Origin of the sequence: Streptomyces sp. NPDC001941 (genome assembly GCF_040296945.1) — a bacterium.
Classification (GTDB): domain Bacteria; phylum Actinomycetota; class Actinomycetes; order Streptomycetales; family Streptomycetaceae; genus Streptomyces.
In genome coordinates, this window is sequence record NZ_JBEOYE010000097.1 from 1 (window position 1) to 20,242 (window position 20,242).

At 72.2% G+C, this 20,242-nt stretch carries 19 protein-coding genes; 15 read left to right on the forward strand and 4 right to left on the reverse strand.

The genetic code is table 11. The features are described from left to right. Positions 1–212: 212 nt before the first annotated feature. Both ABT160_RS38670 and ABT160_RS38675 read right to left on the reverse strand, forming a co-directional pair. On the reverse strand, positions 213–872 hold the full coding sequence (locus ABT160_RS38670) for a hypothetical protein (RefSeq protein WP_351653128.1): 660 nt from the start codon (positions 870–872) through the stop codon (positions 213–215). A gap of 56 nt (positions 873–928) precedes the next feature. Further along, on the reverse strand, positions 929–1,465 hold the full coding sequence (locus tag ABT160_RS38675) for a hypothetical protein (protein ID WP_351653130.1): 537 nt from the start codon (positions 1,463–1,465) through the stop codon (positions 929–931). Between the two features lie 184 nt (positions 1,466–1,649). Here ABT160_RS38675 and ABT160_RS38680 point away from each other — a divergent pair, with 184 nt between their 5' ends. From ABT160_RS38680 to ABT160_RS38725, 10 genes are all read left to right on the forward strand, one after another. Further along, positions 1,650–2,399: an enhanced serine sensitivity protein SseB gene (locus ABT160_RS38680; RefSeq protein ID WP_351653132.1), complete on the forward strand. Its 750-nt coding sequence runs from the start codon at positions 1,650–1,652 to the stop codon at positions 2,397–2,399. 65 nt (positions 2,400–2,464) lie between these two features. Beyond that, positions 2,465–3,253, forward strand: coding sequence for an enhanced serine sensitivity protein SseB C-terminal domain-containing protein (locus tag ABT160_RS38685; RefSeq protein WP_351653133.1), 789 nt, complete (start codon positions 2,465–2,467; stop codon positions 3,251–3,253). A gap of 372 nt (positions 3,254–3,625) precedes the next feature. Next, positions 3,626–4,624 (forward strand): ABC transporter permease, encoded by a 999-nt coding sequence (locus ABT160_RS38690; RefSeq protein ID WP_351653135.1) that lies wholly within the window; start codon positions 3,626–3,628, stop codon positions 4,622–4,624. A 25-nt stretch (positions 4,625–4,649) separates the two neighbouring features. After that, complete coding sequence (locus ABT160_RS38695; RefSeq protein WP_351653137.1) at positions 4,650–6,404, forward strand: ABC transporter substrate-binding protein; 1,755 nt, start codon at positions 4,650–4,652, stop codon at positions 6,402–6,404. 108 nt (positions 6,405–6,512) lie between these two features. Next, complete coding sequence (locus ABT160_RS38700; protein WP_351653138.1) at positions 6,513–7,523, forward strand: ABC transporter permease; 1,011 nt, start codon at positions 6,513–6,515, stop codon at positions 7,521–7,523. After that, entirely contained in the window at positions 7,520–8,617 is a 1,098-nt protein-coding gene (locus ABT160_RS38705; RefSeq protein WP_502984378.1) for an ABC transporter ATP-binding protein, read from the forward strand. The genes ABT160_RS38700 and ABT160_RS38705 overlap by 4 nt, the downstream gene beginning before the upstream one ends. 68 nt (positions 8,618–8,685) lie before the next feature. Continuing rightward, entirely contained in the window at positions 8,686–9,714 is a 1,029-nt protein-coding gene (locus ABT160_RS38710; protein ID WP_351653173.1) for an ABC transporter ATP-binding protein, read from the forward strand. A gap of 127 nt (positions 9,715–9,841) precedes the next feature. After that, positions 9,842–10,519, forward strand: a complete 678-nt coding sequence (locus ABT160_RS38715; RefSeq protein WP_351653140.1) for a trimeric intracellular cation channel family protein — start codon at positions 9,842–9,844, stop codon at positions 10,517–10,519. A gap of 25 nt (positions 10,520–10,544) precedes the next feature. Next, the gene (locus tag ABT160_RS38720) at positions 10,545–11,411 is read left to right on the forward strand and encodes a thioesterase family protein (protein WP_351653142.1); all 867 of its coding nucleotides are present in this window, start codon (positions 10,545–10,547) and stop codon (positions 11,409–11,411) included. 59 nt (positions 11,412–11,470) lie between these two features. Further along, on the forward strand, positions 11,471–12,634 hold the full coding sequence (locus ABT160_RS38725; RefSeq protein ID WP_351653144.1) for a cysteine desulfurase family protein: 1,164 nt from the start codon (positions 11,471–11,473) through the stop codon (positions 12,632–12,634). A gap of 83 nt (positions 12,635–12,717) precedes the next feature. On the opposite strand, the gene ABT160_RS38730 is transcribed toward ABT160_RS38725, so the two are convergent. Then, a complete protein-coding gene (locus ABT160_RS38730; protein ID WP_351653146.1) occupies positions 12,718–13,407 on the reverse strand; it encodes an N-acetylmuramoyl-L-alanine amidase in 690 nt (229 codons plus the stop codon). 61 nt (positions 13,408–13,468) lie between these two features. Here ABT160_RS38730 and mnmA point away from each other — a divergent pair, with 61 nt between their 5' ends. Further along, on the forward strand, positions 13,469–14,593 hold the full coding sequence (mnmA, locus tag ABT160_RS38735; RefSeq protein ID WP_351653147.1) for a tRNA 2-thiouridine(34) synthase MnmA: 1,125 nt from the start codon (positions 13,469–13,471) through the stop codon (positions 14,591–14,593). A 71-nt stretch (positions 14,594–14,664) separates the two neighbouring features. Here the strand turns inward: mnmA and ABT160_RS38740 are convergent, their stop codons facing one another. Then, positions 14,665–15,471 (reverse strand): alpha/beta fold hydrolase, encoded by an 807-nt coding sequence (locus ABT160_RS38740; RefSeq protein ID WP_351653149.1) that lies wholly within the window; start codon positions 15,469–15,471, stop codon positions 14,665–14,667. A 178-nt stretch (positions 15,472–15,649) separates the two neighbouring features. On the opposite strand from ABT160_RS38740, the gene ABT160_RS38745 reads away from it, so the two are divergent. From ABT160_RS38745 to ligA, 4 genes are read left to right on the forward strand one after another with little or no spacing between them, the layout of a single operon-like run. Next, a complete protein-coding gene (locus ABT160_RS38745; protein ID WP_351653151.1) occupies positions 15,650–16,189 on the forward strand; it encodes an LOG family protein in 540 nt (179 codons plus the stop codon). Between the two features lie 16 nt (positions 16,190–16,205). Then, positions 16,206–16,895 (forward strand): SDR family oxidoreductase, encoded by a 690-nt coding sequence (locus ABT160_RS38750; protein ID WP_351653153.1) that lies wholly within the window; start codon positions 16,206–16,208, stop codon positions 16,893–16,895. Next, the gene (locus ABT160_RS38755) at positions 16,892–17,905 is read left to right on the forward strand and encodes a methionine synthase (protein ID WP_351653155.1); all 1,014 of its coding nucleotides are present in this window, start codon (positions 16,892–16,894) and stop codon (positions 17,903–17,905) included. The genes ABT160_RS38750 and ABT160_RS38755 overlap by 4 nt, the downstream gene beginning before the upstream one ends. A 34-nt stretch (positions 17,906–17,939) precedes the next feature. Continuing rightward, positions 17,940–20,129, forward strand: a complete 2,190-nt coding sequence (gene ligA, locus ABT160_RS38760) for an NAD-dependent DNA ligase LigA (protein ID WP_502984379.1) — start codon at positions 17,940–17,942, stop codon at positions 20,127–20,129. The last annotated feature ends 113 nt before the right edge of the window (positions 20,130–20,242 follow it).

Genomic DNA, 20,242 nt, shown 5'->3' on the forward strand with positions numbered 1-20,242 from the left:
GAGGAGCGGGGGTGCAGGGGGCGGAGCCCCCGCCGGGGCCCGGGGGCGCGGCCCCCGTACACCCCCGCTCCTCCCACCGCCGGAGGCTTTCGGGAAGGGGCGGGTAGGGGAACCCAAGGACCCGCACCACAGCACCCCGCACGCCCAAGAGCCGGCCCCCCTGCCGCACAGGACAGGGGCGACCGGCTCCGGAGACGTACCGCCTACGCCGCCTACTCCGCCGCGCCGGACGGCGCGAGCCCCGGCAGCGACGGCGCCGCCGGCACCGGCAGCCCCGGCACGCCCGGCACCGCGGGCAGCCCCGGCACCGCCGGCAACCCCGGAAGGGCGGGCAGCCCCGGCAGCTTCAGCGAGCCGAGCAGCTTGTCAAGCCCCACGGCGACCGTCAGGTCCACCGCGAGCTTGGGCACCTTGGCCAGGGCCGCGGTCACCTTGCCCAGGTCACCGGAGGCGGCGGCCTCCACGAGCCCCTCCACCTCCGCCTTCAGCGCGATCTGCGCCTTCCCCACGGGGCCGTCCTCGTCGACGTCGCCGGCCGGCTCCGCCTCCGATTCCGACTCCGACTCGGTGTCGGCCCCGGGGTCGGGGTCGACGGCCGAGCTCGCGCCCAGCACGTTGTCCAGCTCGTGCCCGACCTTCTCCAGCGCCTGCTCGTCGATCGTGCCGGAGGCGGACTTCTCCATCAGCACCTCGATGGAGGCCAGCAGCGACTCCATGTCGCGCTTGAGCTCGATCTCGGGCGAGGCCGCGGAGCGGCTCGCGGGGGAGGGGGCGGCGGTACCGGCCGCGACGGCGGGGCCGGTGACGCCGAGGACGAGCGCGCCGCAGAGCGACGACCCGATGAAGAGGGCTGCGGTCCTGTTGAGTGCCATGTCGGCGGGTCCTTTCGGTGGGCGCGCCCGCACGGGTGCGCGCGCGCCCGAGGGGGTCAGCCGAGGCCGGGGATCGGCAGCTTCGGGAACTCGGGGAGCTTGGGCAGGGACGGGGTCTTGGGCAGGTTCGAGAAGTCGACCGGCTTGACCAGGGCCGCCAGGGTGCCCTCCAGGGTCAGCACCGACAGGAGCTGTCCGATGGCCTGGGTGGCGGCGCCCGCGGCGACCGCGATCTTGGCGATGTCGCCGGTCGGGACGGCCTTGACCAGGGCGTCCACCTGGACCTTGATGGCGGCCATGGCCTTGTCCTTGAGGCCCTCGTCCGGCGCCGGCGCGGCCTGGGCGGCGGCGAAGGCGCGGTCGTAGGCGGCCAGCGCGGCACCGAGGTCGGCGCCCTGCTCGGCGTCGCGGACCAGGCGGTCGACGGCGCCGTCCAGCTGGACGTACGGGGCCGCCGGGGAGGCGGCCTCGGCCGCCGGGACGGCGGGGGCCTGGGCGTGCACGGCCGCGGCCGCGGTGCCGGCGGCACCGAGCGCCAGGGCGCCCGCGAGGGAAGTGCTGACGAGCGTCAGGGTGACCCGGTGAAGTGCCATGTCGGGTGTTCCTTTCGGGACGGGAGGGCGAAGGGCCCTGCTTGTCACCCTGGGAGCGGGCTTCACGGACTGCAACCGGACGGCTACGTCGAGTGGCCGTTCGGGTGGACGCCCCCGCCCCGTGCGCCGACGGCGTTAAGGTCGGCGGCAGCACGCGTACGCCAGGAGCCGGAAGGACAGGTCCGTGAACACCGCAGGTGCCGCTTGGCCCGCAAACGAGCTGGAAGAGGTGCTCGCCGCCTCGCTCGGCACCCCCGGAGCGGGCCCCCGGCTCGTCGAAGTCCTGGGCCGTAGCCCCATCTGGGTGCCCCTGCCCAACGGCGGCACCCCCGACAGCGCCGATCTGGACCTGCCGACCCTGGAGGTCGAGGGCCTGCCGTACGTGCCCGTCTTCAGCTCGGAGCAGCAGTTCCTGGCCTGCGTCGGCGCCCACATGTCGTACACCGTCGCCCCGGCCGTCGAGTTCGCCCGCGGCCTGCCGCCGGGGCTCGGCATCGCGGTGAACCCGGGCGGCGCCGTCGGCGTCCCGCTGCCGCCGCCCGCGGTGGCCGAACTGTGCCGGGCCGGGCGCACCCCGCTGGACGGGCCCGCCAGCGGCGCCCGGGTGCGGCTGTACGAGCCGGACTGGCAGCACGACCCGGTGGACTTCCTGGCCGCGGCCCGCGCGGAGTTCGAGGCGACCGGCCTGGTCACCACCGCGCGCCGGGCGCTGGCCAGCATCGAGGGGGAGGCGCCGACGCTGTTCATCGGCGTGCAGCTGGCCTCCTGGGACGGCGCCGAGCGCCATCTGCCGATGGACGCGCTGGGGCGGGCGCTGGGGCGGGCGGCCGTGCCGTGGCCGGTGAACCTGCTGCTGCTCGACCTCGCCCAGGACCTCGTCGGCGACTGGATGCTGGAGCGGGTGCGGCCCTTCTACCAGCGCACGCACGCGTAGGAGCCGGGCCGTTCGCGAGGGTGGCCGCTTAAGCTGGTTCGGTGGATCGAAGAGGGGGACCAAGGGTGACTGCGTCAGGCACCGCGGCGGCCGGACGGGTCGAACACGTGCTGCGGCAGGTGACGCCCGGACGCTACGACGTCTACGAGGCGCTGCTGCACGCGCTCGCCGACGGCCAGGTCTGGATGCTCCTCTGGCAGGGCCGCCCCGGCTCCCCCGACGCGCAGTACGGGAACATGGAGGTCGACGGCCTGGGCTACGCGCCGTGCGTGACCTCCGCCCAGGAGCTGTCCGTCTCCGGCTGGAACCGCGACCACGAGGTCGTCACCGGCGTCGAGGTCGCCCGCACCCTCTACCCCGACCGCTGGGGCATCTGGCTCAATCCGCACGCCCCCGGCGGCGGCGTCGGCGTCCCCTGGCCGGACCTGCGCCGGATCGCCACCGGGCTCGACCGGATGCCCGCCGGGCCGCTGCGGATGTCCGAGCCCGCCATCGAGCTGCCGCAGTTCTACGCGCTGCTCACGCAGAACGCGCACCGCACCCCGGCGGTCCGCTCGCTGCGCCGGGCCTGGGTGCAGCCCGCGCTCGGCTCCCCGTACCTGGCCATCGGCCTCGACCTGTACGACACCGGCCAGCCCGCCGTGGAGTCGGTGCGGGCGATGATGCAGCAGTCGGTGACGGCCGTCCCGGACGGCCTGCCGGTCTCCACGGTGGCGCTCTCCGATGAACACGACCCGGTCACGATGTGGTTGCGGGCCAACTCCCGCCCTTTCTACGACCGTGAGGCGCACGCGGTCGCGCCGCAGGGCGCTCCGGGGTACGGATATCCGCCGGCGGCCCCGCGCGGTTACTGACAAACCGGGCGGTATTCGCCGCCCGACGCCCCAATTGGGGGCTCGATAACGCCAGTTGGGCGGCATGTCCGATCTGGTGGAATAGCGGTCCGATTGCTCCGCTGAGACGATCACGACGTCCGGATAACGGAAGACATCTGACCGCATCACGTTTGAGCAAACATTCCCCGCCGGGTCTGGCGGGTGATCGCGAACCCATTGAAGACTCCCCGCTAACAAGGGCCGTCGGCTCTTTGTACGAGTCGCATCACACGGCGACTTCCTGGGCAATTTCCGCACCGATGGCACCACTTGCACCACTGATGCGAGCGCGGGCCTTCGCAGCTGCGGGTACGGGTCGGCCACCGCCGGCCGGGAGGGGTCTAAGGCACTGTGACCGCACCGATCGAGACCACCGGATCGGCTGCCGAGGCGCAGCCGGAGGCAGTACTCACTGGGGCCAAGCAGAGTCAGATCGAAGGCCGTTCGCTGGGCCAGATCGCCTGGGCGCGCTTCAAGCGCGACAAGGTGGCCGTCGCCGGCGGTGTCGTGGTGCTGCTGCTGATCCTGCTCGCCGTGCTCTCGCGCCCGATCCAGGCCGTGTTCGGCCTGGACCCCAACGCGTTCAACCAGGACCTCATCGACCCGGCCCTGCTCGCCCCCAAGGGAGCCTGGGGCGGCATGAGCTGGGACCACCCGCTGGGCGTGGAACCGCAGTACGGGCGCGACCTGCTGGCCCGCATCATCGAGGGCTCCTGGGTCTCGATGCTGGTGGCCGGCGGTGCCACGGTCCTCTCGGTGGTCATCGGTACGGTCATGGGCGTCGTCGCCGGCTTCTACGGCGGCTGGGTCGACTCCCTGATCAGCCGGTCCATGGACGTCTTCCTGGCGTTCCCCCTGCTCCTCTTCGCGATCTCCATCTCCGCGTCGATCCCCAGCACCGCCTTCGGCATGAGCGGCACCACGCTGCGCATCGCCGTACTGATCTTCGTGATCGGCTTCTTCAGCTGGCCGTACATGGGCCGCATCGTGCGGGCCCAGACGATGACCCTGGCCAACCGGGAGTTCGTCGAAGCGGCCAGGTCGCTCGGCGCGCGCGGTCCGTTCATCCTCTTCCGGGAGCTGCTGCCCAACCTGGTGGCCCCGATCCTCGTCTACACGACGCTGCTGATCCCCACGAACATCCTGTTCGAGGCGGGGCTCAGCTTCCTCGGTGTCGGCATCGCCCCGCCGCAGGCCTCCTGGGGCGGGATGCTCACCAACGCGGCCGACATCTACCAGGCGGACCCGCAGTTCATGATCGTGCCGGGCGTGACCATCTTCATCACGGTTCTGGCGTTCAACCTGCTGGGCGACGGGCTGCGAGACGCCCTCGACCCTCGCAGCAAGTAACCATCGACAGAGGGGGCTTTCCTCAGTGAAGACGAGTAAAGCGACGGTTCTGGTCGCCACGGCTGTGGTGCTGGCACTGGGGGCGACCGCCTGTGGCGGCGACTCGGACAGCGGCGGGAACAAGGGTGGCAAGGGTGCCACCGACGCCGCGCTGACGTCGGTCGTCAACAAGACCGACAAGAAGGGCGGCACCGCCGTCTACGAGGTGTCCGACGAGCCGGACTCCCTCGACCCGGGCAACACCTACTACGGCTGGGTGCAGAACTTCTCGCGCCTGTACGGCCGTACGCTCACCTCCTTCAAGCCGGCCGCCGGCAAGGACGGCCTGGAGGTCGTGCCCGACCTCGCCGAGGGCCTGGGCACCAAGAGCGCGGACGCCAAGACCTGGACGTACAAGCTCAAGAAGGGGATCAAGTTCCAGGACGGATCCCCGGTCACGTCCAAGGACGTCAAGTACGCCATCGAGCGCTCGAACTTCGCCCCCGAGGCGCTGTCGAACGGCCCGACGTACTTCAAGGCCCACCTCGACGGCGGCGACAAGTACCAGGGTCCGTACAAGGACAAGAACCCGGCCGGCATCGCCTCCATCCAGACGCCGGACGACAGCACCATCGTCTTCAAGCTGAAGGACGCCTTCGCGGACTTCGACTACCTGGCCACCTTCTCCCAGACCGCGCCGATCCAGCGCGCGAAGGACAAGGGCGCGGACTACGTCAAGAACATCCAGTCCACCGGCCCGTACAAGTTCGAGTCCTACGAGGAGGGCCGCAGCGCCACCCTCGTGCGCAACGAGAACTGGGACGCCAAGACGGACACCCTGCGCCCCGCCCTGCCGGACAAGATCACGATCCGGTTCAAGGTCAAGCAGGAGACCATCGACAACAACCTGATCTCGGACAACGCCACGGTGGACGCCGCCGGCACCGGTGTCGCCCCGGCGACCCAGCCCAGCGTCCTGACCAAGGCGAACCTGAAGAAGCAGACGGACAACCCCTACGCGGGCGCCACGTCGTACATCGGCCTCAACGCCAACGTGAAGCCGTTCGACAACATCGAGTGCCGCAAGGCCGTCCAGTGGGGCATCGACAAGGCCTCCGTCCAGGCCGCGCAGGGCGGTGACCCCAAGGGTGACGTCGCCACCACGCTGATCCCGCCGACCGTCGCCGGCTACACCCGGTTCGACCTGTACGAGACCGAGGGCCACAAGGGCGACCAGGTCAAGGCCAAGGAAGCCCTCACCAAGTGCGGTCAGCCGAACGGCTTCAAGACCAACCTGTCGGCCCGTAGCGACCGCCCGGCCGAGATCGCCATGGCCACGGCCGTCCAGGCGTCGCTGAAGAAGATCGGCATCCAGGCCGAGATCAAGACGTTCCCGGCGGGCAAGTACTTCCAGAACTTCGCCGGCAACCCCAGCTACGTGCACGCCAACGGCCTCGGCATGATCATGACCGCGTGGGGCGCCGACTGGCCGACCGGCTTCGGCTTCCTGGACCAGATCGTCAACGGCTCGGCCATCAAGCCGTCCGGCGGCAACAACGTCCAGGAGCTCAACGACCCGAAGATCAACGAGATGCTCAACAAGGGCATCGCGACGACCGACGACGCCGCCCGCGAGAAGGTCTGGGGCGATGTCGACAAGGCCGTCGTCGAGGGTGCCACCGCGGTCCCGCTGATCTACCGCAAGAACCTGCTGCTGCGCCCGGAGTCGGCGACCAACGTCACCATCACCCAGGCCTACCTCGGTCAGTACGACTACCTGCTCCTGGGTTCCAGCAAGTAACGGCCGCGCCGAGCCACCCCGAGAGTTCGAAAGGCAGGTGATGGTTCCGGTGTCCGCCGGGGGCACGGGCAACCCCCGTCCCCCGGTGGGCACCGGTGCCGGATAGCTGTGGCTGCGTACATCATTCGACGCCTCTTCGGCGCAGTGCTGCTGCTGCTCATCGTCAGCGCAGTCACGTTCGCGATCTTCTTCCTCGTCCCCCAGCTCGCCGGGCAGACGATGGACCAGCTGGCCGCCCAGTACGTGGGCAAGGACGCCAACCCCCAGTCCATCCTGGCGGTCAAGCAGAACCTGGGCCTGGACCAGCCCCTCTACGTCCAGTACTGGCACTTCATCAAGGCGATCTTCGTCGGTGCCGACTACAAGTTCGGCCCGGACGCCTCCCACTGCGACGCGCCCTGCTTCGGCTACTCCTTCAAGCGCCACGTGGAGGTCTGGCCGGAGATCATCGCCCGGGTCCCGATCACCTTCTCCCTCGCCATCGGCGCGGCGGTGATCTGGGTCGTCTCCGGCGTGTTCACCGGCGTCGTCTCCGCGCTCAAGCGCGGCAAGGCCGTCGACCGCATCGCCATGGGCGTCGCCCTGGCCGGCGTCTCCCTGCCGATCTTCTTCACCGGCATGCTCGCCATGGGCGTCTTCACCGTCCAGTGGCCGCTGTGGGACAGCATCGAGTACGTCCCCTTCACCGACAACCCGGCGGAGTGGGCCTGGAACCTGATCATCCCGTGGTGCTCGCTCGCCTTCCTCTACGCGGCCCTCTACGCCCGGCTCACCCGGGCCGGGATGCTGGAGACCATGGGCGAGGACTACATCCGCACGGCCCGCGCCAAGGGCCTGACCGAGCGGGTCGTCATCGGCAAGCACGGCCTGCGCGCCGCGCTCACCCCGATCGTCACCATCTTCGGCATGGACTTCGGCCTGCTGCTCGGCGGCGCGGTCATCACCGAGACGGTCTTCTCCTTCCCCGGCATGGGGCAGTACGCCGTGAAGAGCGTCCAGGAGAACGACCTGCCGATCGTCATGGGCGTGACCCTGACCGCCGCCTTCTTCATCGTCTTCTGCAATCTGCTGGTGGACCTGGTGTACGCCGCCATCGACCCCAGGGTGAGGTACTCGTGAGCGAGGTTTCCAAGGAGCAGCCGGTGGGCGCACCCGGCGAGGTGGTCCCCGCGCAGCCCTCCGGCACCGACGGCGCCTTCCTCTCCGTGCGGGACCTGCGCATCCACTTCAAGACCGACGATGGCGTGGTCAAGTCGGTCGACGGGGTCAGCTTCGACGTCAAGCCGAGGGAGACCCTGGGCGTGGTCGGCGAGTCCGGCTCCGGCAAGTCCGTGACCTCGCTGGGCATCCTGGGCCTGCACCGCACCGCGCCCAACGCGGTGATCTCCGGCGAGGTCTGGCTGGACGGCGAGGAGCTGATCGGCGCGGACGCCGACCGGGTCCGCGCGCTGCGCGGCCAGAAGATGGCCATGATCTTCCAGGACCCGCTGTCCGCGATGCACCCCTACTTCACGGTGGGCGCGCAGATCGTGGAGGCCTACCGGGTCCACAACAAGGTCTCCAAGAAGGTCGCCCGCACCCGGGCGGTCGAGATGCTCGACCGGGTCGGCATCCCGGAGCCGGGCAAGCGGGTGGACTCCTACCCGCACGAGTTCTCCGGCGGCATGCGCCAGCGCGCCATGATCGCGATGGCGCTGGTCAACAACCCGCAGCTGCTGATCGCCGACGAGCCGACGACCGCCCTGGACGTGACCGTCCAGGCGCAGATCCTCGACCTGATCCGCGACCTGCAGAAGGAGTTCGGCTCGGCGGTCATCATGATCACGCACGACCTCGGCGTGGTCGCGGAGATGGCCGACAAGCTGCTCGTGATGTACGGCGGCCGGTGCATCGAGCGCGGCACCGCCGACCAGGTCTTCTCCACCCCCCAGCACCCCTACACCTGGGGCCTGCTGGGCTCGATGCCGCGCATCGACCGGGAGGCGACCGAACGGCTGATCCCGGTCAAGGGCCAGCCGCCGTCGCTGATCAACGTGCCGTCCGGCTGCGCCTTCAACCCGCGCTGCCCGTACGCCGACGTGCCCAAGGACAACGTCACCCGCACCACCCGCCCCGAGCTGGTCGACCTGGGCGCCGGGCACTTCTCCGCCTGCCACATGTCGCGGGACGAGCGGAGCCGCATCTGGACCGAAGAGATTGCGCCGAAGCTGTGACCGACAAGAAGAACGAGACGAAGGCCGCGGAGCCGGCGACCGGGGGCGCGGCGCCCGCGGTCGAGCCGCTGCTGCGGGTCGAGAACCTGGTCAAGCACTTCCCGGTGCGCAAGGGGCTGCTCCAGCGGCAGACCGGCGCGGTCAAGGCCGTCGACGGCATCTCCTTCGACGTGCTGCCCGGTGAGACCCTGGGCGTGGTCGGCGAGTCCGGCTGCGGCAAGTCGACCATGGGCCGGCTGATCACGCGGCTGCTCGAACCGAGCGGCGGCAAGGTCGAGTTCGAGGGCCACGACATCACGCACATGTCGGCCGGCGCGATCCGCCCGCTGCGCCGCGACGTGCAGATGATCTTCCAGGACCCGTACTCCTCGCTGAACCCGCGCCACACCATCGGCACGATCGTCAGCGCCCCCTTCAAGCTCCAGGGCGTCACGCCCGAGGGCGGGGTGAAGAAGGAGGTCCAGGCGCTGATGGAGCTCGTGGGCCTCAACCCCGAGCACTACAACCGCTACCCGCACGAGTTCTCCGGCGGCCAGCGCCAGCGCATCGGCATCGCCCGCGCGCTCGCCCTCAAGCCCAAGATGGTCGTGGCGGACGAGCCCGTCTCGGCCCTGGACGTGTCCATCCAGGCGCAGGTGGTCAACCTGCTCGACGACCTCCAGCAGGAGCTCGGCCTGACGTACGTGATCATCGCGCACGACCTGTCGGTGATCCGGCACGTGTCGGACCGCATCGCGGTGATGTACCTGGGCAAGATCGTCGAGCTGGCGGACCGCGCCTCGCTGTACGCGGCGCCCATGCACCCGTACACCAAGGCGCTGATGTCGGCGGTGCCGGTGCCCGACCCCAAGCGGCGCGGCGCCAAGAGCGACCGCATCCTGCTCAAGGGCGACGTGCCGTCCCCGCTGTCGCCGCCGTCCGGGTGCCGCTTCCACACCCGCTGCTGGAAGGCGACGGAGGTCTGCAAGACCACCGAGCCCCCGCTCATCGAGCTGAAGCCGCGCCAGCAGGTGGCCTGCCACCACCCGGAGAACGCCCCGGACCAGGTCCCCACGGAGGCCGAGCTGCTGCCGTCGGCGAAGGACGCCCTGGAGTAGGGGCGCGCCGGACCGGGGTCGCCCCCGGGCGGCGCCCGTCGTCAGGCCGCGAGGGCCCGCACCCCCTGGTGCGGGCCCTCGGCGCGGTCAGCGCGGGGCCCCCTCGGGCGCACGGCACAATTGTCCGGTGCTCCAGGAATTGTTCTCCCCCTCCGTGCAACACGCCCTCGACCTCGCCGGCATCTTCGTCTTCGCGATCTCGGGCGCGCTGCTCGCCGTGCGCAAGAACTTCGACGTCTTCGGCATCGCGGTGCTCGCCGAGGTGACCGCCCTGGGCGGGGGGCTCTTCCGCGACCTGGTGATCGGCGCGGTCCCGCCCGCCGCCTTCACCGACCTGGGCTACTTCGTGATGCCGCTGGTCGCCTCGGTCTTCGTGTTCTTCCTCCACCCGCAGGTCGAGCGCATCCAGGGGTCGGTCAACGTCTTCGACGCCGCGGGCCTCGGCCTGTTCTGCGTCACCGGCACCACCAAGGCCTACGACTACGGCCTGGGCCTGACCGCCTCCGCGCTGATGGGCCTGGCCACCGCGGTCGGCGGCGGCGTGCTGCGCGACGTGCTGGCCAACGAGGTGCCCTCGCTGCTGCGCTGGGACCGCGACCTGTACGCCGTCCCGGCGATCGTCGGCTCCACGATCATCGTGCTCTGCATCCGCTTCGACTGCCTCAACGGCTTCACCACCGCCCTCGCGGTCATCTCGGGCTTCGGGCTGCGGCTCGCCGCCATGCGCTTCCACTGGCGCGCGCCCCGGGCCTGGAACCGGCGCTCGGCCGCCACCGAGGCCGAAGCAGAAAAAGCTACCGCTTAGTAGTTGCCTGTTGTACCGTGCCAGCATGGCAACGGCACCGGCACAGGCCACCATCGGCGACAGCGAGTTCGACCGCGACACCGCGGTCACCCCCCGCCCCGGCGAGCCCGGCACCTTCGACGCCGAGCTCTCCGCCGGCTGGACCATCATCCGCGCCGTCAACGGCGGCTATCTGCTGGCCCTGCTCGGACGCGCCCTCGGCCAGGCCCTGCCGCACCCCGACCCGCTGACGGTCTCCGCGCACTACCTCACCCCCTCGGTGGCCGGCCCCGCCGTCATCAGGACCCAGACCGTCCGCACCGGCCGCACCCTCTCCACCGGCCAGGCCTCCCTCCTGCAGTACGCGGAGGACGGCACCGAGGTCGAGCGCATCCGCGTCCTCGCCACCTACGGCGACCTGGACGCCCTGCCCGACGACGTGCGCACCACCGCCGTACCGCCCGCCATGCCGCCCCACGAGCAGTGCCTGGGCCCCTCCGACGGCCCGTCCGTGCCGCCCATCCCCGGCTCCAGCGACATCACCGAGCGCCTCGACATCCGGCTCGACCCGGCCACCGTCGGCTGGGCCGTCGGCGCGCCGTCCGGCAGGGGCGAGATGCGCGGCTGGTTCGGCCTCGCCGACGGCCGCGACCCCGACCCGCTGTCCCTGCTGCTCACCGTGGACGCCCTGCCGCCCACCTCCTTCGAGCTCGGCCTCAAGGGCTGGACCCCCACCGTCGAGCTCAACGTCCACGTCCGCTGCCGCCCCGCCCCCGGCCCGCTGCGGGTCGCCATCACCACCCGCAACCTGGCGGGCGGCTTCCTGGAGGAGGACGCCGAGGTCTGGGACACCGCGGGGCGCCTGGTCGCCCAGTCCCGGCAACTGGCCGCCTCCCCGCGCGGCGACGCGTGAGCACCACGCCCCGGGTCCGCCCGGGGCGCCGTGGCGGGTGCTCGTAGAATCGACCCACCATGGCTTACCTCGACCACGCCGCGACCACGCCCATGCTGCCCGAGGCGGTCGAGGCGATGACCGCCCAGCTCGCCGTCACCGGCAACGCCTCCTCGCTGCACGCCGCCGGACGCCGGGCCCGGCGTACCGTCGAGGAGGCGCGCGAATCGCTCGCCGACGCCCTCGGCGCCCGGCCCAGCGAGGTGGTCTTCACCTCCGGCGGCACCGAGGCCGACAACCTCGCCGTCAAGGGCCTGTACTGGTCCCGGCGCGCCGCCGACCCCCGCCGCACCCGGGTCCTCGCCAGCCCCGTCGAGCACCACGCCGTGCTCGACGCGGTCGACTGGCTCGGCGAGCACGAGGGCGCCACCGTCGAGTACCTGCCCGTCGACCACCACGGCCGGGTGCACCCCGAGGCGCTGCGCGAGGCCATCGCCCGCGACCCCTCCGACGTGGCCCTGGCCACCGTGATGTGGGCCAACAACGAGATCGGCACCCTCTTCCCGGTCGCCGAACTCGCCGCCGTCGCCCGCGAGTTCGACGTCCCCCTGCACGCCGACGCGGTCCAGGCCCTGGGCCAGGTCCCGGTCGACTTCGCCGCCTCCGGGCTCGCCGCCATGACCGTCTCGGGGCACAAGGTCGGCGGCCCCTACGGCATCGGCGCCCTGCTGCTGGGCCGCGAGCACAGCCCCGTACCCGTCCTGCACGGCGGCGGGCAGGAGCGGCACGTGCGCTCCGGCACCCTCGACGTGCCGGCCATCGCCTCCTTCGCCGTCGCCGGGGCCCTGGCCGCCGAGCGCCACCAGGACTTCGCCCGCGACATCGGGGCCCTGCGCGACCAGCTCGTGGACGCCGTCCGGCGCGCCGTGCCGGACGCCCTCCTCGGCGGCGACCCGGTCGAGCGGCTGCCCGCCAACGCGCACTTCACCTTCCCCGGCTGCGAGGGCGACTCGCTGCTGCTGCTCCTGGACGCCCAGGGCATCGAGTGCTCCACCGGCTCCGCGTGCACCGCGGGCGTCGCCCAGCCCAGCCACGTCCTGCTCGCCACCGGCACCGACCCGGACCTCGCGCGCGGCACCCTGCGCTTCACCCTCGGCCACACCTCCACCGCCGACGACGTCGACGCGGTCGCCAAGGCGATCGGCCCGGCGGTGGAGCGGGCGAGGAGCGCGGGCCTGAGCTGAGCGGGGCGGTCCGGCGGTCCGGCTCGCGTGTGCCGTCGGGTTCCTGTGCCCTCGGGCTCCCGTGCGCTCGGGCCCCCTCGCCGTCAGGTCTTCGCGCGGCTCGTGGACGGCGAGGGCGACGGGCTCGGCTTCGGCGGGGGCGCCGCCTTCACCAGCCGTATGTACCGGTCCCAGTCCCAGTGCGGCCCCGGGTCCGTGTGGTCCGTGCCCGCCACCTCGACGTGCCCGATGACGTGCTCCCGGTCCACCGGTATCCCGTACCGGCGGCAGATGTCGGCGGTCAGCACCGCCGACGCCGCGTACATCGCCGGCGTGAAGTCCTGGGGCCGGTCCACGAAGCCCTCGTGCTCGATGCCCACGCTCCGCTCGTTCATCGACCGGTTGCCCGCGTGGAAGGCCACGTCGAGCTCCCGGATCATCTGCGCCACGTGCCCGTCCTTGCGCACCACGTAGTGCGCCGCCGCCCCGTGCGCCGGGTTCTTGAAGACCCGCAGCGCCGACGCGTAACTGCCCTGCACCACGTGGATCACCACCCGGTCGATCGGGTAGTCGTCCGGGCGGTCCGCCCGCCGCCAGTTCGCCCGGGCCGCCGCCGTCCACTCCGCGCCCGGGTGGTCGACCTCGCCCTCCACCCGCTTCTTCTCCATGCCGGGCAGCCGCCACCACACGTGTCTCAGCTCGTCGCGGGCCAGTACCGCGCCGCCCGCCACGGCCACCGCGCCGCCGATGAGCACGGCCCGCCGGCTGATCCCCCGCTTCTCTTCCTTCCCCATGTGATCGTCAACGCTTACTCGGGCGACCTCGGTTCCCGCCGCCCCGTACCCTGGTAGGGCTATGACTCAGACTCCCCAGCGTCCCCTCCGCGTCCTCGCCGCCATGTCCGGCGGCGTGGACTCCGCCGTCGCCGCCGCCCGCGCCGCCGAGGCCGGGCACGACGTCACGGGCGTGCACCTCGCGCTCTCCGCGAACCCGCAGTCCTTCCGCACCGGCGCCCGCGGCTGTTGCACCATCGAGGACTCGCGCGACGCCCGCCGGGCCGCCGACGTCATCGGCATCCCGTTCTACGTCTGGGACCTCGCCGAGCGGTTCCGCGAGGACGTGGTGGACGACTTCGTCGCCGAGTACGAGGCCGGGCGCACCCCCAACCCCTGCCTGCGCTGCAACGAGAAGATCAAGTTCGCGGCGCTGCTGGACAAGGCGCTCGCCCTGGGCTTCGACGCCGTCTGCACGGGCCACTACGCCACCGTCGTGCTCAACGAGGACGGCACCCGCGAGCTGCACCGCGCCTCCGACATGGCCAAGGACCAGTCGTACGTGCTCGGCGTCCTGGACGAGAAGCAGCTCGCGCACGCGATGTTCCCGCTCGGCGACACCCTCACCACCAAGGACGAGATCCGCGCCGAGGCCGAGCGCAGGGGCCTCGCGGTCGCCAAGAAGCCCGACAGCCACGACATCTGCTTCATCGCCGACGGCGACACCCAGGGCTTCCTCGCACAGCGCCTGGGCCGCGCCGACGGCGACATCGTCGACGAGTCCGGCGCCAAGGTCGGCAGCCACGAGGGCGCGTACGGCTTCACCATCGGCCAGCGCAAGGGCCTGCGCATCGGCCACCCCGCCCCCGACGGCAAGCCGCGCTACGTGCTGGACATCTCCCCGGTGGACAACACCGTCACCGTGGGCCCCGTCGAGGCCCTGGACGTCACCGCCCTGACGGCGATCAAGCCCCGCTGGTGCGGCAGTGCCCCGGCCGGCCCCGGCACGTACACCGCGCAGCTGCGGGCGCACGGCGGCGAGACCGAAGTCACCGCCGAACTGTCCGACGGCACGCTCGGCGTCACCTTCGCCGAACCGGTCCGCGGCGTCGCCCCGGGCCAGGCGATCGTGCTCTACGACGGCACGCGCGTGGTGGGCTCGGCCACGATCGCCACGACCACCCGCCGCACGGCCGCGCTGGCCTAGGGGAGCGTCCCCGCGGGGTGCGCCCGTCCGGGCCACCCCGCCGGCCGCTCGATTCCATCGGCTCAGTCGGCTCAATCGGCGAAGAACTCCTCCAGGAGCGGCGCCAGCACGTGCGGCGCCACCGTGTGCGTCTGGCCCGTCAGCGTGCGGTGGCGCCCGCGCGGCAGCGCCGCCGCCACCGCGCGCGCCGCGTCCCGCAGCCACGCCGGGCTGGCCCCGCCGTCCACCACCATCACGCGCGCGCGCACGCGCTCCAGGCACGCCAGCGGCACCCGCCCGTCGCCCAGCACCTCGTCGTCGTACGCCAGGGTGTGCGCCAGCGCCTCCAGCCGCGGCCACGCGCGCGTGCCCCGCAGCCCCGCCAGCGCCTCCTGGGCCACCGAGTCGCCCAGGAACAGCTCCACGGCGTCCCCGCGCGCCCCGCGCGCCAGCAGCTCCCGCAGCCGGTCGCGGTGGGCCGTGAACGCCCGTCCCACCTCCTCGCAGACCCCCAGCGGCGGCTCGTACACCGACAGCTGCGCCACCGGTACCCCCATCGCCACCGCGCGCAGCGCCAGCACCCCGCCCGACGCCGTGCCGTGCACCGAGACCGGGCCGCCCGCCTCCGCCACCACCGCCGCCAGGTCGGCCACCTCGCGCTCCACCGCGTACGGCGCGGTGTCCCCGCTCCCGCCGCGCCCCCGCCGGTCGTAGCTGACCACCGTGAAGCGCGGCGCGAGCAGCGCCGCCAGCGGCGCCTCCGCGCTCCCGGCGCTCAGCGCGCCGCCCACCAGGACGACGGGCGGCCCGTCGCCCAGACGCTCGTACGCGATCAGGGTGCCGTCGTCCGATCTGACACGGCCCTGGGACCTGCTCAGCGTCCTGCTCGGGTTCTCCATGCCCATACGGACCGCACCCGCGCGCGGAACTCATCGCCGCACGGTGGTGATTTTTTACGGACGTCCCGCGGACGCCCCGCGGGCCCCCGGGCGGGCGCCGCGCGCACCCGCCCGTACGGGCACCCCGTACCGCACCCCGCGCGGCTCCCGCCGCCCCGCGCGGTCGTACCGTAACGCCATGAACATCTGCGTCTTCCTCTCCGCCGCCGACCTCGACGAGCGCTACACGCGCCCCGCGCGCGAGTTCGCGCGGCTGCTCGGCAAGGGCGGCCACACCCTGGTGTGGGGCGGCTCCGACACCGGCCTGATGAAGGTCGTCGCGGACGGCGTGGCCGAGGCCGGCGGCTCCCTCGTCGGCGTCTCGGTGGAGTTCCTCGCCCACAAGACCCGCCCCGGCTGCGACGACATGGTGGTCGCCAAGGACCTCGCCGAGCGCAAGGCGCTGCTGCTGGCCCGCTCCGACGCGGTCGTCGTCATGGTCGGCGGCACCGGCACCCTCGACGAGGCCACCGAGATCCTGGAGCTCAAGAAGCACGGCAAGCACACCAAGCCGGTCGTGCTGCTCAACACCGCGGGCTTCTACGACGGCCTCAAGGAGCAGTTCCACCGCATGGAGGACGAGGGCTTCCTGCCCCTGCCCCTGAGCGACCTGGTGTTCTTCGCCGAGGACGGCGTCGCCGCCCTCGCGTACCTGGAGGAGGGCGCGGGCGTGCGGTAGTGCGAGCATGGCCCGCATGGCTACACATGTGATCACCGGGGCGGGCTCCGGCATCGGCGCGGCCGTCGCCCGCCGCCTCCACGCGCGCGGGGACGAACTCGTACTGCACGCGCGCGACGCCGGCCGCGCCAAGGAGCTCGCCGGACAGTTCCCCGGCGCCCGCACCCTCGTCGGCGACCTGGCCGACCCCGACCGCCTGTCCTGGGCCTTCTCGCACCAGACGCTGCCCGAGCGCGTCGACTCCCTGCTGCACGTCGCGGGCGTCGTCGACCTCGGCAACGTCGGCGACCTCACCCCCAAGACCTGGCGCCACCAGCTCAACGTCAACCTGATCGCCCCCGCCGAGCTCACCCGGCACCTCCTGCCGCAGCTGCGCCTGGCCCAGGGCCACGTCCTGTTCGTCAACTCCGGCGCCGGCCTGAACGCCCACGCCGAATGGGGCGCCTACGCCGCCTCCAAGCACGGCCTGAAGGCCCTGGCCGACTCGCTGCGCCACGAGGAGCACGGCAACGGCGTCCGGGTCACCTCCGTCTACCCCGGCCGCACCGCCAGCCCCATGCAGGCCAAGGTGCACCAGCAGGAGGGCAAGGAGTACGACGCCGCCCGCTGGATCGACCCCGAGTCCGTCGCCACCACGATCGTGATGGCCCTGGACCTGCCGCGTGACGCGGAGGTCAACGACCTGACGGTGCGGCCCGGCCGATGACCTTCCCCTGGGGCCCCGCCACCGGGGTCGGATCCATGCCCGGCGGCGACGCGCGCGAGGCCGCCAAGACCGTCACCGGCTCGCTCATCGGCGCCGAGGGGGCCGGCGGCGACTTCCCGTACCTGGCCGAGCTGCCCGCCCGCGGACCCGGCGCCGACATGATCGGCCGCACCCTCGGCCTGCTCGTCGAGCTGTACGCGCACGTCGAGCCCAGCGGCTGGCGGACCAGCGACCGGCCCGGCCGCGACACCCGCCGCGCCCGCTCCTGGCTCGGCGAGGACCTGGACGCCCTGGAGGAGTTCACCCAGGGCTTCCAGGGCCCCCTGAAGGTCCAGGCGGTCGGCCCCTGGACGCTCGCCGCCGCCCTGGAGCTGCGCGGCGGCGAGGCGGCCCTCTCCGACGCCGGGGCCTGCCGCGACCTGGCCGCCTCGCTCGCCGAGGGGCTGCGCGGCCACCTCGCCGAGGTGCGCCGCCGCGTCCCCGGCGCGCAGGTGCTCCTCCAGCTCGACGAGCCCTCGCTCACCGCCGTCCTGCGCGGCCACGTCGCCACCGCCAGCGGCTACCGCACCCACCGGGCCGTGGACCGCCAGGTCGTCGAGGGCGCGCTGCGCGACGTGATGGCCGTCGCCGACGGGCCGGTCGCCGTCCACTCCTGCGCCCCCGACGTGCCGTTCGCGCTGCTGCGCCGTGCCGGGGCCGCCGCTGTCTCGTTCGACTTCTCGCTGCTCACCGAGCGTGACGAGGAGGCGATCGGCGAGGCCGTCGAGGGCGGCACGAAGCTCCTGGCGGGCGTCGTGGCGTCCACCGACGGCCCGTTGTCGGACCCTGCCGGTAGCGTCAGTGGTGTCAGAACGCTGTGGCGCAGGCTGGGGCTGGATCCGGGGACCCTCGCGGAGTCCGTGGTGATCACCCCGTCCTGCGGCCTCGCGGGCGCCTCCCCGGCCTACGCCAGGGCGGCCCTGGCGCACTGCGCCCGGGCCGCGAAGTCGCTCGCGGACAACCCTGAGTGACGAGCTCGGGGACATATTTCGGTAACGGGAGGACATGACGGTGGCTGTCGAACAGCAAGGCGAGGTGCCCGCCGAGGCACGGGAGAAGCACGCCCAGCTGGCCGAGCAGGTCGAGGAGCACCGCTTCCGGTACTACGTGAAGGACCAGCCGGTCATCAGCGACGGCGCGTTCGACAAGCTGCTGCGCGAACTGGAGGCCCTGGAGGAGCGGTACGCGCAGCTGCGCACGCCCGACTCCCCGACCCAGAAGGTCGCCGGGGCGTACGCGACGGAGTTCACCGCCGTCGAGCACCGCGAGCGCATGCTCTCCCTGGACAACGCCTTCGACGACGAGGAACTGGCCGCCTGGGCCGAGCGCGTCGCCAAGGACGTCGGCGCGTCCTCCTTCCACTTCCTGTGCGAACTCAAGGTCGACGGCCTCGCCGTCAACCTGACGTACGAGAAGGGCCGGCTGACCCGGGCCGCCACCCGCGGCGACGGCCGCACCGGCGAGGACATCACGCCCAACGTGCGCACCATCGCCGACGTCCCCGACCGGCTCTCGGGCGAGCGGGTCCCCGACCTCGTGGAGATCCGCGGCGAGGTCTACTTCCCGATGGAGAAGTTCCAGGAGCTCAACGCGCGCCTGGTCGAGGCCGGCGACAAGCCGTTCGCCAACCCGCGCAACGCGGCGGCCGGTTCACTGCGCCAGAAGGACCCCAAGGTCACCGCGGGGCGCCCGCTGCACCTGGTGGTCCACGGCATCGGCGCCCGCCAGGGCCTGGAGATCGACCGCCTCTCCGAGGCGTACGGACTGCTCCACGCGTGGGGCCTGCCCACCGCCCGGCACAACCGGGTCGTGGACACCCTGGAGCAGGTGCGGGAGTTCATCGCGTACTACGGCGAGAACCGCCACTCGGTGGAGCACGAGATCGACGGCGTCGTCGTCAAGCTCGACGAGATCCCCCTCCAGGGCCGGCTGGGCTCCACCGCCCGCGCCCCGCGCTGGGCCATCGCCTGGAAGTACGCGCCGGAGGAGGTCAACACCAAGCTGATCGACATCCGCGTCGGCGTCGGCCGCACCGGACGCGTCACGCCCTACGCGCAGGTCGAGCCGGTCACCGTGGCCGGCTCCGAGGTCGAGTTCGCCACCCTGCACAACCAGGAGGTCGTCAAGGCCAAGGGCGTCCTCATCGGCGACACGGTCGTGCTGCGCAAGGCGGGCGACGTGATCCCCGAGATCCTCGGCCCGGTCGCCGACCTGCGCGACGGCACCGAGCGGGAGTTCGTCATGTCCGCCGACTGCCCCGAGTGCGGCACGCCGCTGCGCCCGATGAAGGAGGGGGACATCGACCTGCGGTGCCCCAACGCGCGCTCCTGCCCCGCCCAGTTGAGGGAGCGCGTCAGCTACCTCGCCGGGCGCGAGTCGCTCGACATCGAGTACTTCGGCGAGGTCGTCGCCGCCGCCCTGACCCGGCCGCTGGAGCCGTCCGAGCCGCCGCTCACCGACGAGGGCGACGTCTTCGACCTCACCATCGAGCAGCTGCTGCCCATCAAGGCGTACGTCGTCGACAAGGACAGCGGCCTGCCCAAGCGCGACCCCAAGACCGGCGAGGAGAAGACCGCGATGGTCTTCGCCACCAAGCAGGGCACCCCCAAGGCCAACGCCCTGAAGCTCCTCGCCAACATCGAGGCCGCCAAGACCCGTCCGCTGGCCCGCGTCATCAACGGCCTGTCCATCCGGCACGTCGGCCCGGTCGCCGCCCAGGCGCTGGCCCGCGAGTTCCGCTCCCTGGAGCGCATCGAGCAGGCCACCGAGGAGGAACTGGCCGCCACCGAGGGCGTCGGCGGGACCATCGCCGCCGCCGTCAAGCAGTGGTTCGCCGAGGACTGGCACCAGGAGATCCTGCGCAAGTGGCGCGCCGCGGGCGTGCGCACGGAGGAGGAGGGCTCCGGCGAGGACGAGGGGCCGCGCCCGCTGGAAGGGCTCACGGTCGTGGTGACCGGAACCCTGCTGAACCACACCCGGGATGGCGCAAAAGAAGCGCTCCAGAGCCGCGGAGCGAAAGTTACCGGTTCCGTTTCGAAGAAGACCTCGTTCGTCGTGGTCGGCGACAGCCCCGGCTCCAAGTACGACAAGGCCGTGCAACTGAAGGTCCCCGTCCTCGACGAGGACGGCTTCGCGGTCCTGCTCGAACAGGGTGCCGACGCCGCGCGCGAGGCCGCCGTGCCCGTGGAGGAGTAGGGAGGCCCCCGGCAGGGAACAGCCGACGAAGGCCACCCGTTCAGCGCATACCAGATAGATACGGGTGGCCGGGTCGCATTCGGGCAAGACCTGTAGAGCGCTGCCCGTCAGGG

What these genes read in the sequence shown, in the direction of transcription:
- ABT160_RS38670 (WP_351653128.1), bottom strand. Translation starts at nt 872, where the DNA reads ATGGCACTCAACAGGACCGCAGCCCTCTTCATCGGGTCGTCGCTCTGC.
- ABT160_RS38675 (WP_351653130.1), bottom strand. Translation starts at nt 1,465, where the DNA reads ATGGCACTTCACCGGGTCACCCTGACGCTCGTCAGCACTTCCCTCGCG.
- ABT160_RS38720 (WP_351653142.1), top strand. Translation starts at nt 10,545, where the DNA reads ATGGCAACGGCACCGGCACAGGCCACCATCGGCGACAGCGAGTTCGAC.
- ABT160_RS38725 (WP_351653144.1), top strand. Translation starts at nt 11,471, where the DNA reads ATGGCTTACCTCGACCACGCCGCGACCACGCCCATGCTGCCCGAGGCG.
- ABT160_RS38730 (WP_351653146.1), bottom strand. Translation starts at nt 13,407, where the DNA reads ATGGGGAAGGAAGAGAAGCGGGGGATCAGCCGGCGGGCCGTGCTCATC.
- mnmA (WP_351653147.1), top strand. Translation starts at nt 13,469, where the DNA reads ATGACTCAGACTCCCCAGCGTCCCCTCCGCGTCCTCGCCGCCATGTCC.
- ABT160_RS38740 (WP_351653149.1), bottom strand. Translation starts at nt 15,471, where the DNA reads ATGGAGAACCCGAGCAGGACGCTGAGCAGGTCCCAGGGCCGTGTCAGA.
- ABT160_RS38745 (WP_351653151.1), top strand. Translation starts at nt 15,650, where the DNA reads ATGAACATCTGCGTCTTCCTCTCCGCCGCCGACCTCGACGAGCGCTAC.
- ABT160_RS38750 (WP_351653153.1), top strand. Translation starts at nt 16,206, where the DNA reads ATGGCTACACATGTGATCACCGGGGCGGGCTCCGGCATCGGCGCGGCC.
- ABT160_RS38755 (WP_351653155.1), top strand. Translation starts at nt 16,892, where the DNA reads ATGACCTTCCCCTGGGGCCCCGCCACCGGGGTCGGATCCATGCCCGGC.
- ligA (WP_502984379.1), top strand. Translation starts at nt 17,940, where the DNA reads ATGACGGTGGCTGTCGAACAGCAAGGCGAGGTGCCCGCCGAGGCACGG.